Annotated in this window: 10 protein-coding genes; 8 read left to right on the top strand and 2 right to left on the bottom strand. The window is 36.2% G+C overall.

Annotated elements, in window-relative coordinates:
* Positions 1-157: 157 nt before the first annotated feature.
* From QKW49_RS07425 to uvrC, 7 genes are all read left to right on the top strand, one after another.
* Complete coding sequence (locus tag QKW49_RS07425; RefSeq protein ID WP_282866902.1) at positions 158-1,243, top strand: GerMN domain-containing protein; 1,086 nt, start codon at positions 158-160, stop codon at positions 1,241-1,243.
* 15 nt (positions 1,244-1,258) lie between these two features.
* Complete coding sequence (gene rph / locus QKW49_RS07420; protein WP_349239089.1) at positions 1,259-2,008, top strand: ribonuclease PH; 750 nt, start codon at positions 1,259-1,261, stop codon at positions 2,006-2,008.
* Positions 2,009-2,014: 6 nt separating this feature from the next.
* Positions 2,015-2,605: an XTP/dITP diphosphatase gene (locus QKW49_RS07415; protein ID WP_282866900.1), complete on the top strand. Its 591-nt coding sequence runs from the start codon at positions 2,015-2,017 to the stop codon at positions 2,603-2,605.
* 352 nt (positions 2,606-2,957) lie between these two features.
* Positions 2,958-3,605, top strand: a complete 648-nt coding sequence (locus QKW49_RS07410) for an ECF transporter S component (protein ID WP_282866899.1) — start codon at positions 2,958-2,960, stop codon at positions 3,603-3,605.
* A gap of 170 nt (positions 3,606-3,775) precedes the next feature.
* Positions 3,776-5,029 carry a PDZ domain-containing protein gene (locus QKW49_RS07405; RefSeq protein ID WP_282866898.1) on the top strand — a complete coding sequence of 418 codons (1,254 nt, stop codon included), beginning with the start codon at positions 3,776-3,778 and terminating at the stop codon, positions 5,027-5,029.
* A 146-nt stretch (positions 5,030-5,175) separates the two neighbouring features.
* Positions 5,176-5,439, top strand: a complete 264-nt coding sequence (locus QKW49_RS07400; RefSeq protein WP_282866897.1) for an HPr family phosphocarrier protein — start codon at positions 5,176-5,178, stop codon at positions 5,437-5,439.
* 131 nt (positions 5,440-5,570) lie between these two features.
* On the top strand, positions 5,571-7,433 hold the full coding sequence (uvrC, locus tag QKW49_RS07395) for an excinuclease ABC subunit UvrC (RefSeq protein ID WP_282866896.1): 1,863 nt from the start codon (positions 5,571-5,573) through the stop codon (positions 7,431-7,433).
* A gap of 363 nt (positions 7,434-7,796) precedes the next feature.
* Here the strand turns inward: uvrC and QKW49_RS07390 are convergent, their stop codons facing one another.
* Together QKW49_RS07390 and QKW49_RS07385 are read right to left on the bottom strand one after the other, a co-directional pair.
* Positions 7,797-9,041 carry a methyl-accepting chemotaxis protein gene (locus QKW49_RS07390; protein WP_282866895.1) on the bottom strand — a complete coding sequence of 415 codons (1,245 nt, stop codon included), beginning with the start codon at positions 9,039-9,041 and terminating at the stop codon, positions 7,797-7,799.
* A gap of 31 nt (positions 9,042-9,072) precedes the next feature.
* Entirely contained in the window at positions 9,073-9,336 is a 264-nt protein-coding gene (locus QKW49_RS07385) for an HPr family phosphocarrier protein (RefSeq protein WP_282866893.1), read from the bottom strand.
* Positions 9,337-9,860: 524 nt separating this feature from the next.
* Between QKW49_RS07385 and QKW49_RS07380 the strand changes: the two genes are divergently transcribed.
* The gene (locus QKW49_RS07380; RefSeq protein WP_282866892.1) at positions 9,861-12,701 is read left to right on the top strand and encodes a sigma-54-dependent transcriptional regulator; all 2,841 of its coding nucleotides are present in this window, start codon (positions 9,861-9,863) and stop codon (positions 12,699-12,701) included.
* Positions 12,702-12,834 lie beyond the last annotated feature (133 nt).

The raw sequence follows: 12,834 nt of genomic DNA, 5'->3' as shown, positions 1-12,834 counted from the left end.
AACTTACTTGATAACAGTGAACCATTATATCGCACTTTTGTGTGAGATAATGGTTTTAATTTTATGAAGATTATGGTAATATTTATTAAAGAAATTCTTCATACATGTCCATAAACACTAATACAATGTAGTAAAGCAATATTTAGGAGGGAACTGTATGAGGAAGATTCTTATAATGTTTATGGTTTTTAGCATGATATTATTGTCGGCGTGCAGTCTGGTAACCGATAAAAGCAAACCAGTATATAATGAAGACAGCCACTTGGAAAATAGGGAGACTGATGAAAAAAGCGGTTCTTCTCAAAATAAGATTGATAAGCCGGCAGCCAACGTTTCAGGAACTAATACCGCTTCTTCAGATAGCACTGACGAGAAAAGGTATACTACATTTTATTATCAGGACAAAGACGGTTTAATCATTCCTGTGACCCGGAAAACGGATAGAGTCGAAGGAATTGCGAAAGCAGCCATCCTCTCACTGGTAGATATACCTGTGATCAGAGAGGATATAGGAAGAGTGGGACTTTATCCGGTATTGCCGGCAGGAACGCATATTAACGGCATGACAATTAAGGATGGTACTGCGGTTGTTGATTTTAATGAGCAGGTTTTAAATTATACTTCTGAAAAAGATAAAGCAATTATAATGAATAGTATTGCATATACACTTACAGAGTTTGATACAATAAATAGCGTGCAGCTTTTGATTAACAGCAACAGTATTTCGTCTTATAAAACTGATGATACGATAGACATGCCCCTAAGAAGAAGTGGAATAAATGTTTTAGATGACGCTGCAAATGACATTGGTGAAACTAAAGAACCGGTAGAAGTTTATTTTGTAAAGCTTATTAACAATAAATATATGTACTATGTACCGGTTACTAAATATATTCATAAACCATCAAGCGATTTTGACAGATATACTAGAACATTAAACGAGCTTATTAAAGGTGAAGTCGGAGAAAGCAACCTTAACTCCTATATTCCCAAGGATGCGGCGTTAAAAGGTGTACAGGTTGAGGGACAAACAGTTATTTTAAATTTTAATGAAGAAATTTTAAGTAGCACTGCTTCAGATGTCGGTTTTAATACCATGTTGAATCAAATTGGATTGTGTTTTAGACAATTTGGTAAGGTTAAGAATATAAAAATACTGGTAAATGGGAAGGCGTTGGAGTTTACAGGAGACAATAAAGGCAAAGAGTCTTTAGATGTACCGGTGTATGTAAACCGGTTTTAATAAACAAGTGAAAGGATGAATATATTGTCAAGAATAGACGGAAGACAAAATGATGAATTGAGGAAAGTGAGGATTACACGTAATTTTACGAAATATGCTGAAGGGTCAGTCCTTATAGAGATGGGAGATACAAAAGTTATTTGTACTGCAACAGTAGAAGAAAAAATTCCTCCTTTTAAGAAAGGGTCCGGGGAGGGCTGGGTTACCGCAGAATATTCTATGCTTCCGCGGGCTACGCAAGATAGGAATATGAGAGATATAAACCGTTTGAAATTAAATGGCAGGACGTCTGAAATACAGAGATTGATTGGAAGGGCGCTGCGTTCAGTTGTAAACTTGTCTGCTTTAGGTGAAAGGACTGTGACTATCGATTGCGATGTTATTCAAGCAGACGGAGGTACTAGGACTGCATCCATTACCGGTGGGTTTGTTGCGCTGTTGGATGCTATGAACAAGTTGGTGGAATCCGGAGCAATTGAAAAAATTCCGGTAAATAGTTTTTTAGCCGCAGTAAGTGTGGGTGTTGTGGAAGACACTGAAGTGCTTGATTTGTGTTATGCGGAGGATTCAAAAGCCAAAGTGGATATGAATATTATCATGAATGATAATAGCCAGTTCATTGAGGTTCAGGGAACGGGCGAAGAAGCACCCTTTTCAAAAGATGAATTTAATATGCTATTAGCATTAGGGGAGAAAGGTGTAAAACAATTAATTGAGATACAGAAACAAGCGCTAAACAATATTGCAGATAAGTTGGGAGAATAACAAACGATGAGGATTGTTGTTGCAACCAAGAACAAAGGAAAGATAAAGGAAATTCAACATATACTTAAAGATTTGCCGGTGCAAGTATTATCTCAAGATGATTTGGATATTAAGACGGATGTGGAAGAAACCGGGTCTACATTTGAAGAGAATGCGTTGATAAAGGCCCGGGAAATTCAAAAAATGTGCAATGAAGTTACTATTGCCGATGATTCAGGACTTGAAGTGGATTATTTAAATGGTGCTCCGGGAATATATACTGCGAGATATGCAGGGGAAGGCGCTACCGATATTGATAAAATGAATAAGCTTATCAAAGAGTTGGATGGAGTTCCTTTAGAAAACCGCACGGCTCGGTTTGTCTGTGCGATTGCGGCAGTATTTCCCGATGGTAAAAAGATTGTTGTAAGGGGAGAATGTGAAGGACTTATCGCCTTTGAGCCGGTTGGAGAAAAAGGATTCGGATATGATCCCTTGTTTTATTTGCCGCAGTATCAAGCAACCATGGCACAAATTGAGGATGAGCTAAAGAATACAATAAGCCATAGAGCTAAAGCTTTAGCTTTATTAAAGAAAGAACTATATAAGCTGGATTAAGAATTTTCGTTACCGCTCAGCCGTAAATGGCATTGTCGGAATGCTAAGCCGGAAAACTGCTAGGACGGCAGTTTTAGGCATCATTGAGCGAGGATGCGAATTGATGCCGACGGCTTAGCATGGAGGCAATCCATTTACGGCTGAGCGGTAACGAATTTTATACCATATATGAATATAGGTGAAAGATTTTAATATGATATTTTGATTGATATAAGTTATTGCATAAATCCTAAAAAGATGCTAAAATATTTCCAAGTCGGTATTCTTAAAAGAAACCGAACTGCAGATAATTATTGTGATGGATTAGCTGCGACTTGTATCCCTTTAGGGAATAAGAACGGAGGTGTATTAAATGAAGTCATCACAAAATATGGGCGCTGCTGCTTTTAGCATTCGCCAGATTACCGTTATCGGTGTTCTTACAGCGATCACCGTAGTATTGGGACAATTTGGGTTAGGGTTTTTAGTAATACCCGGATTGCCTCTGAAAATTACCATCATGCATATCCCGGTAATTATTGGTGCCATTATTGAAGGGCCGGTTGTCGGCGCAATAGTTGGGTTACTATTTGGGATTTTCAGCATTATTCAGAACATGATGGTTCCGACCCCGCTTTCTTTTGCTCTGTTGAATCCGCTTGTATCGGTATTACCTAGGATTCTAATCGGTATCACATCTTATTATGCGTATAAAGCCATAATTATAAAATCAGATGTGGTAACCGTATCGGTAGCAAACAGAGTATTTAAGGTCATTGCTGAAGCTGTAAAGACCAGTATTGCGGCAGCAGTAGGGACAGCAACAAATACCATAGGGGTCTTAGGGATGATCTACATCCTCTATGCGGCGCCTTTTGCCGAACTAAGAAATGTAGATGTAAGTAAAGTTGGCAGTGTGATTGCAGGGATAGCTGTAACCAATGGTATTCCTGAAGTGATTGCGGCGATGATTATATCAACAGCAGTGATCACCGCATTAAAGAAAATTGTAAAAAGATAAGAAAAGCAGGCTTAAAAGCCTGCTTATATTTTATGTGCGTACCGGAAGTTCTTCATTGCATTCGGAGAAGGTACATGCGCAAACAAAAGCAGCAAAGCGGCTTTTGTTCCTGATAGAAAGAGTAATAGTGGCTGTATGAAGGAGCGGCTATTTGATTGGAGATGAGTGAGTTGTTTTCACTAACAGATGTATTTGAAATGTTTAAAGTTGTAAGCATGAATTTTACATTAGGGCTATTGCAGCCGGTATATTGGGGAGCAATTTTTTTGATTTACATATTATATAAACGAATGGTAAATTCTGAATACAGTACGGTGAATCAGATGAAGTCCAACCCTGGAGAGATGCTGTTTGAATCTGTGATGTATGGTATCTTAATTGGGTATATAGCGAGTTTGATAGTTAATTTTACAGGAATATATATTCACATCGATAATAACAGTTTATTATTTATATGGGCGGCTGTATTGATACTAGGATTTATCAATGTCAGATATGTATGTTTTTCCTATGCCGGTGGGATACTTGCTTTGATGAATTTATTGGTTGGATGGCCTGTGATAGACGTCAGCGGGTTATTAGCGTTAGTAGGTCTTCTTCATCTTTGTGAAGCGTTCATGATGTGGAGCCAAGGGGCTAAAAACCCGGTTCCGATTTTTGTGAGACATAAGGAAAAAGTAGTAGGGGCATTTTCTGTTCAAAAGTTTTGGCCAATTCCTATTGCCCTAATGATCGTTAGTATCGTATTAAGTAGCGATATGCCTGCAGAGGTGGTTAATATTAATACACCGGACTGGTGGCCGCTAATGAAGCAGCCTGATGTTCCCGCGAATAAATCTTTGCTTTTTAGCATACTGGCTATTCCTGCTGTTCTGGGTTATTCTGATGTGGTTATTACAAACCGACCTGAAATTAAAGTGAAAAAATCAGCGACATTTTTAAGTTTTTATAGTATAATATTAATAGTACTTGCAGTAGCTTCATCACATGTTTATATAATGAAGTATGTTGCAGCGGTATTTGCTATTGCCGCACATGAATTGTTGGTACTGTATTGGATTAGAAAAGAGAAATACGGCAGCCCTTATTTCTCAGTGCCGGAAAAAGGTATTAGAGTCTTGGATGTGGTGAAAGATGGTCCGGCAGACAAAATGCGTATTCTTCCCGGTGATATAATTCTTCGGGTCAATAATGAGGATGTGATGACTTATCAAGAAATCACAACTTTACTTCGCGACTATCCCAATTATATATGGTTGGAGATATTGCGTGATAATAAAAAGACAGTGACCTTGGAGTATCAAAGTTATCGTGAAAGAGTAAATGATTTACAAATACTTTATGTCCCAAGAGATGGGCATGCAGCCAATGTAATACATATTACTGAAATCATCAGTCCTATACAAAGAATATTTAGAAAATAAAAATCAAATATTATTGACTTCGTCAGTGATATTTAGTATTCTTAAGTATATAGCTGGTGGACTATGGCGTTATGTTTTGTTACTTATGAAAAGATACGTATGTTATTACTGTTTTTATTGTTAAAATATAGAAAAGGAGCGGTGTTATGATTTACAGAGATGTGGTGGTGCAAAACCAAGTGGGGCTCTATGCTAGGCCAGCCACGTTTTTTATTCAAAAAGCGAATGAATTTAAAGCAAGTGTTTGGGTAGAAAAGGATGAAAGAAAAGTAAATGCAAAGAGTTTATTAGGGATTCTTTCACTCGGTATATCTAAGGGAACCAGAATTACAATCATAGCAGATGGCGCTGACGAAGAAGATGCAGTAAATGCAATGGTAGAACTTATTAATTCTAATTTTGCAGAGTAACAAATGAATAATACAATGGCTAAAATAGCTTCATTCATATGAGTGGAGTTATTTTTTTCTGTTTTTCCAGAAAAAATAGATGGAAAAAATGAAATAGATATATGATAATAGTAGTAAGAGGTGGGAAACGTATGTTTGATATCCAAGAGCAACTTAAAAATTTACCGGATAAGCCGGGTGTGTATATTATGAAAGACCAGGAGAATAACATTATATATATTGGCAAAGCAAAAATTTTAAAAAACAGAGTAAGGCAATATTTTCAGTCATCAAAAAATCATTCTCCCAAAGTACAGTCCATGGTGTCAAATATTGCGGAGTTTGAGTATATTGTTACAGATTCAGAGTTGGAAGCGTTGGTATTGGAATGCAATCTGATCAAAAAACACAGGCCTAAATATAATGTATTGCTAAAGGACGATAAGCACTATCCATATATTAAAATCACACTAAATGAAGAATATCCCAGAGTTCTAATCACGCGTAGAACTGAAAAAGATGGGGCAAAGTATTTTGGTCCTTATACAAGTACCACTGCGGTTAGAGAAACAATAGACCTGATTAAGAAGGTGTTCTGGATTCGGACTTGTAAAAAAGTTTTTCCTAGAGATATAGGAAAAGAAAGACCTTGCCTCAATTTCCATATCAAACAATGTCTTGCGCCTTGTCAGGGAAATATCAATGTGGAATCATACCGGCAAATGTTTAAGGATATTTGTACTTTTCTGGATGGGAAACAAGATATGCTTATTGAGAAGTTGACAAAGGATATGAATGATGCTTCTCAAAGATTGGATTTCGAAAAAGCAGCGAGTCTGCGAGACAAAATAAACAGTATAAAGCAAATTGCAGAAAAGCAGAAAATTATATCTTCTACTTTAAGCGATCAAGATATTGTTGCTTTTGCAGCAGGAGAGGCGGAGACCTGCGTTCAGGTTTTCTTTATAAGAGGCGGAAAACTCATAGGCAGAGAGCACTTTATACTGGATGGTGCTTCACCATTAGAAAGGCAAGAAACTATGACATCTTTTATAAAACAGTTTTATAACAGCGCATCATATATTCCGAAAGAGATTGTCTTGCAGTCGGATATCGATGAGGCTTCCATTATTGAATCATGGTTAACCGGTAAGAGAGGCTCCAAAGTATATATCACGGTTCCGCGCAAAGGTGAAAAGCAAAAGCTTATTCAGATGGTAAGTACTAACGCGTTTGAGACGTTACAGCAGTTTGAGAGAAAGATAAAAAAGCAAAAGCATTTTGCGCAAAGTGCTTTGACAGAGTTAATGGATGCTTTGCAGCTTAAGAAACTGCCGTTAAGAATAGAAGCATATGATATATCAAACACCGGAGGAGCTGAAAGTGTTGGGGCGATGGTAGTATTTGAAAATGCTGAACCTTCCAACCATGAATATAGGAAATTCAAAATCAAATCTGTGAAAGGCCCGAATGATTATGAAAGCATTAAGGAAGTACTATTTAGAAGATTAAAGAGAGTAAAACAGGAGCAAAAACAGATTGAAGAAGGTACACTAGATGAAGAAAAAGCAAAGTTTATTCATTTGCCTGACATCGTATTGATAGATGGCGGAAAAGGGCATGTGCATGCAGCTAAAGAAATTGTAAATGAACTGGGGATGGATATACCTGTTTTCGGTATGGTTAAGAATGATAAGCACAGAACCAGAGGAATAGTAACCGAAGACGTAGAGTTTAATATACCTATCCATAGTAATGCGTTCAAGCTGGCAGCGCAAATTCAGGATGAGGTTCATAGAGTAGCGATCAGTTATCATAGAAATATCCGGGGCAAAAAAATACTGGTATCGGAATTAGAATCTATTAGCGGTATCGGAGCAGTTAGAAGAAAACATCTAATGGAGCACTTTAAATCCATTGAGAAGATCAAAAAAGCCAATACTGAAGAACTGGAAAAAGTTCAAGGAATAGATAAGAAGACAGCAGAGAATATATATGAGTATTTCCACGATTAGAATACATGTATTTTATAGATAGTTAACTGTAAAGTTGAAAATATAATATGTTTCAACAACTGGTATTCCAAGTCTAAGAGCTTGTATTGCCAATAAAAAAATATTGTACGGCAGTAATTTAAGTTGCTATGATTGGATTTTTTAAGTTAACGACATTGACGACTCTATCTACCCGCTGCCGGCAACTTGCCCGTATATGGTGAAAAAACCACCCGTTTTACGGGTGGTCATGACTCATTCATATCTCTGATATCATTGCATTTAGTGCATAGACAACCGTAATTGCATTAGAAGTCCTTAATAAGCATCGGGTACTTACTTCACTTTTTTATCGCTGTTATGAAAAATTAGTTTTAAATCATCTTATTCTAGTTGACAATCTTTTTTTATGATTTCTTTGTAACTTTTTTCTGCATTTAGAGTAATGTCGATAATATTTCGCGACATTGCTGCCAGATCGCTTGATTTTTCAGCAATATTGCAGACACCTTCAGCACCGTCATTTGTTGCATGAGCCATATCATTTATTACTTGTAAGATATTGTTGATAGATGACAGAAGAATACCCGAGGTTGAACTCAAGTCATTTATTAAATCATCAAAAAACTGAGCATCTTTATCATATTGTTCACCGATCTTAACCATTCCATGATAATCATTAACTACTTGATTTTCCATAAATTCCATTACGATTTCAATATTTTTAGACAGATTTTCTACAGATTTTATTACATTGTCCGTAACGGCTTGTATTCTATTAACAGCATTTCTTGAATCTTCAGCGAGTTTTCTGATTTCATTGGCTACAACTGAAAATCCCTTACCTGCATCGCCGGCTCTTGCTGCTTCTATGGCTGCATTTAATGAAAGCAGGTTAGTTTGGGATGTAATTTTTAGAATGGCATCTGACAAACTACTAATTTCTTCAACAGCTTTAGATTCATTTAATGCGGTCTTTAGGCTTGATAGCGTTTTTGAATAGACTTCCTGAGCACTTTGTTGAGAGATAATAGCATTTTGTTTTAACTCTTTAGCTCTCAAGCTGATTTCATATACGGCATCAGTGCTATCTTGAACCTTAAGAGCCATCGTTTCAACAGCTTTTTCAATATCAACGGATGTACTATGCATCTGGTCGTACGATGCGGCTGCTTCTTCCATTGAAGCAGAAAGCTGTTGTGTGGTGGCAGATATATCTTCTATATGCTGGTTAAGGTTATCCATTTCTCTTTTTGTATTACTAATAGAATTCAGTATGACCGAAATTTTTTTCATTATGCCATCTCTATTATCCAAAGATTTTTCAACATTGATGTGGGTTGTTTCTACTGATAATGATTTAAGTTCACTATTGTCATTCTTTGATTTGCTTGAACATGTCAAAAGAACAGCGATACTTTTAGAAATACTATTACTTACTAAAAGTGTCATAAAAGCGCCAACGATCACAGCACCAACTATCAAAATTATTACGATCTTGTTATAGTCGGCACCGGAATTGATGTTGACCCTTGGATTTAGTTCTATATAGCTGATTCCCACCAAACAAAGGGACATAAATGCATACAATATAGAAACTTTGGATAAGATCTCTCGCTTATTCGTCATAACGAACTCTCCTTTTATATACTATAATCATTTATGCGCCAAAATTATTATCCGATAGCTTTTTCAACGCTTGTATCGCTTCTTTTTCGTCAGGGCCATTTGCAGTAATGGTAATATGATCACCCTTTGCCACAGATAGACTTAAAACATTTAGAATATTTTTTGCACTTTTTACTGAGTTGTTTTTTGTTATAGTAATCTCAGATTTAAATTTTGAAGCTTCTTTTACAAGATTATTGGCTGGTCTTGCATGCAAGCCAACATCATTATTCACTAATAAAGTAACTGATAACATTTGAATCCTCCTCATATAAGAATATTTGAACAAAAACAGTCTACGCGATATGTTGACGAGTTTGCATAATATAAGTATTAACATTATTATTATTTTATGTTAATATAGTTTAAGGGAGTTTATTCTCTATAGACAAAATTGTAGTTTTCAACCGAAAATTAGCATGAAGAGGATATACCATTAAAACAATAAAAAGCTGAAGTTCAGCTGCTTTAAGGCATATTAGCAGTTTTGGAAATATTGAGTAAAGTAATAGCACTTCTTATATTATATGAATTACATCCGTCATTGTCAATTATATTCATTCAAATAGATAGAATTGTACTGGATATTATTAGAATTACTTATGGTATGAGAAATGAGAATCCTTCTCTCATTGACAAGAGAATAATTTATACATTATGATATCTTATATTACCTTATGCTTTCAATACCGCATTTCAAAAACATATTAATTAAAAGTCGGATCGTTAACATGGATTTTATCTAATTCAAAATAGTTTAACTTGGAAAGGATGGACAAGATGAGCAAAATGACGAGAAAGGATAGAGTGTATTTTGCATTAAAGGACGCTTCAAGTCAAATTCATATTGATTATATTGAAAAGGGAGATATAGGATTTGACGCAGAAGCTATTTCTCTTCAGACTGGGTTGGATAGAAGCAATGTAAGCAGAGAGTTAAACAAACTGGTGAGTGAAGGGTTAGTTGTTAAAATCATAGGCCGTCCTGTACTATTCTTTGAAAAAAATAACCTTGAAGAAATTATTAGCAAAAAATTAGAGAGCAATATTATAAGAGATATTAAAGCATTGTTAACTTCTGTGAAGGACGCTCCAAAAACTGATGATAGCAGAATGCCGGACCCTTTTGAACAAATGATAGGTGCAAAGAGCAGCTTGGAGATTCAAATAAAACAAGCAAAAGCAGCTATTCTATATCCGCCTAAAGGTCTGCATACATTGCTGACGGGTCCGACAGGGGTTGGAAAAACAACATTTGCTGAGATGATGTATACGTATGCGGCATATATGAACACCATCAGCAAAGATGCTAATTTTGTAATATTCAATTGTGCTGAGTATGCGGAGAACCCGCAGTTAATTTTGTCGCAGCTATTCGGCCATATGAAAGGAGCTTTTACAGGTGCGATCAAAGATAAGACAGGAATAGTCGAGACGGCCAATGGCGGGATCCTTTTATTGGATGAAATACACAGGCTGCCTCCGGAAGGGCAAGAAATGTTGTTTTTGCTCATGGATAGGGGTATGTATAGAAAACTTGGAGAAACCGAGAATTTAAGAAAAGCCAATGTATTAATTATCGGTGCAACAACAGAAGATACCGATTCTGTATTACTAAAGACTTTCTTACGAAGAATCCCAATGACAATTCATTTGCCCTCCTTAAGTGAAAGACCAATTTCGGAAAGGCTTCAACTGATAGAAAGCTTCTTCTTGGAAGAGGTAAATAATATCGGTGTACCTATAAAGGTCTATAAGGATGTTTTAGTAGCAGCACTTTTGTACGACTGCTTTGGAAATATCGGGCAGTTAAGAGCAGATATCCAGTTATTATGTGCCCGGGGGTTCCTTGAATATAAAACTAATAACAGGAAAATGATAGAGGTAGAGACTACAATTTTACCTGAGCATATCTTTAATGGCCTATTAAATTATCATAAAAAGAGAGAAGGCATATTAGACTTTTTAAAAACTTCCCAGGAATACTATATTTTCAAAAAAACAGATGGGGAAAAATATATTAGTATTAACAATTATTGCTTGTCCAATAATCTTTATGGAGAAATTATCGACAAATACAATGAGTTCACGGAGCTAGGATATTCTAAAGATAAAATAAATGAAATCATCAATAGTGATATAGAGACATACTTAGATAAACTTCTTAAAAAATCCAAGGTAGAGAAAGAAATGCATGGCAAGGAAGAGTTGTTTAAGGTGATCAGCCCTAGAATTTATCATGCGGTGGAGGCCGCTGTTATGGCAGCAGAGCAGAAACTGGAGCGAAAAATAAGCAGTAAATCTATTATTGGACTGTCAATGCATGTTAGTGCGCTTATCGAAAGAATTGCGGACGGAAAAGTCATTTATAACGAAGAGATCAATAAAATTGCGCTGAATTACCCCAAGGAGTTTAAGGTTGCAAAGATAATGTGGGAGGTGTTGGAAAAAAGGCTTGAAATCAGTATTCCCAAGGAAGAGGTTGGCTTTCTGAGCATGTTTCTAAGTGCCATTGACATGGATGAAAGTAATAAAAAAGTAGGGATCATTGTTGTTGCACACGGGGATAAGACGGCGACAAGCATAGCAAATGTCACCAACAACTTATTGAATACCAAACACTGTCAAGCGATTGATATGCCTTTGAATATTAAAGTGGAGACAGTTCTGGAAGAGACAATCAAGAAAGTAAAGGACGTGGACGAAGGAAAAGGGGTGCTTCTCCTTGTTGATATGGGGTCTTTGACTGCTTTTTCAGAGATCATATCGAAGAAGTCAGGTATCAATGTGGGTTTCGTTGACATGGTTTCTACGCCTATCGTAATTGAAGCAGTAAGAAAAAGCTTTATTCCTGAGATTACCCTTGAAAGGCTGGTTGATGAATTAAAAACAATGAATCCTTATATGGGTAGATTAATAAGTAGTGATACAAAAAGAAGAGAGCATCCACTTGAATCCAAAACCATCATAGCTACTTGTGTTACCGGAAGAGGGGCAGCTGTAAAGATTGAAAAGCTATTGAGAAATACGCTGCCGTTTATTGATGAGAACAAAATAAAAATTAAACCGCTGGATATAACTAATGCGAAGAATATAAGTAAAATAATTGATACCAGCAGTCTTGGCAATATTGCTGCAGTAGTTGGAACAGTGGATCTTCACCTTCCTGGAATACCATTTATTTCAGTAGATGAGCTGGTGGTTGGCGAGGGCATCAAGAAAATAAAAAATGCATTAAAGATTTTTGACTTCAGAAATGAAAAGGAAAAGTTAAACGAAAAGGGTGTCTTGTTGGAAATGCTGAGCAAGATGCTTGTATTTCTGGATCCGAAAAAAGCGTATACACTTGTAAAAAACTCTTTTGATTATATAAAGAATGAGCTTAATTTAAAATCCCCTGACAAAATTGCGACTCGTTATCTTTTTCATTGCTGCTGTATGATAGAACGTCTCGTACTAAAGGAGCCCCTGCCATATGTTGGGGCAGAGGAGTTAATAAACTCTAAAAAAGAAACATATGATATCGTAAAAAAATCATTTAAAGCATTAGAAGATACGATAGAAATTAGTGTGCCTGACACAGAAATGGCATACATCATTGAACTTATTTACACAGAATGATAGATTTATCGGAAATCTGACAATCATTCGACGCACTAGATACCAGAGAATGACATGCTGTTTCAAATACTGAAAAAGTTTTGATGTGGTCGATGATGATAATAAAAAATTTACAAAGTATTAACATTGCCTG

Source organism: Petroclostridium sp. X23 (assembly GCF_030013905.1).
GTDB lineage: Bacteria > Bacillota > Clostridia > SK-Y3 > SK-Y3 > X23.
Note: the sequence above shows the minus strand (reverse complement) of the source record. Positions and strands in the feature narration are given on the sequence as shown.

Excerpts from the sequence above, each read along its gene's own strand:
- QKW49_RS07415 (WP_282866900.1), top strand. The coding sequence starts at position 2,015 with ATGAGGATTGTTGTTGCAACCAAGAACAAAGGAAAGATAAAGGAAATT.
- QKW49_RS07410 (WP_282866899.1), top strand. The coding sequence starts at position 2,958 with ATGAAGTCATCACAAAATATGGGCGCTGCTGCTTTTAGCATTCGCCAG.
- QKW49_RS07425 (WP_282866902.1), top strand. The coding sequence starts at position 158 with ATGAGGAAGATTCTTATAATGTTTATGGTTTTTAGCATGATATTATTG.
- uvrC (WP_282866896.1), top strand. The coding sequence starts at position 5,571 with ATGTTTGATATCCAAGAGCAACTTAAAAATTTACCGGATAAGCCGGGT.
- QKW49_RS07400 (WP_282866897.1), top strand. The coding sequence starts at position 5,176 with ATGATTTACAGAGATGTGGTGGTGCAAAACCAAGTGGGGCTCTATGCT.
- rph (WP_349239089.1), top strand. The coding sequence starts at position 1,259 with ATGAATATATTGTCAAGAATAGACGGAAGACAAAATGATGAATTGAGG.
- QKW49_RS07390 (WP_282866895.1), bottom strand. The coding sequence starts at position 9,041 with ATGACGAATAAGCGAGAGATCTTATCCAAAGTTTCTATATTGTATGCA.
- QKW49_RS07380 (WP_282866892.1), top strand. The coding sequence starts at position 9,861 with ATGAGCAAAATGACGAGAAAGGATAGAGTGTATTTTGCATTAAAGGAC.
- QKW49_RS07385 (WP_282866893.1), bottom strand. The coding sequence starts at position 9,336 with ATGTTATCAGTTACTTTATTAGTGAATAATGATGTTGGCTTGCATGCA.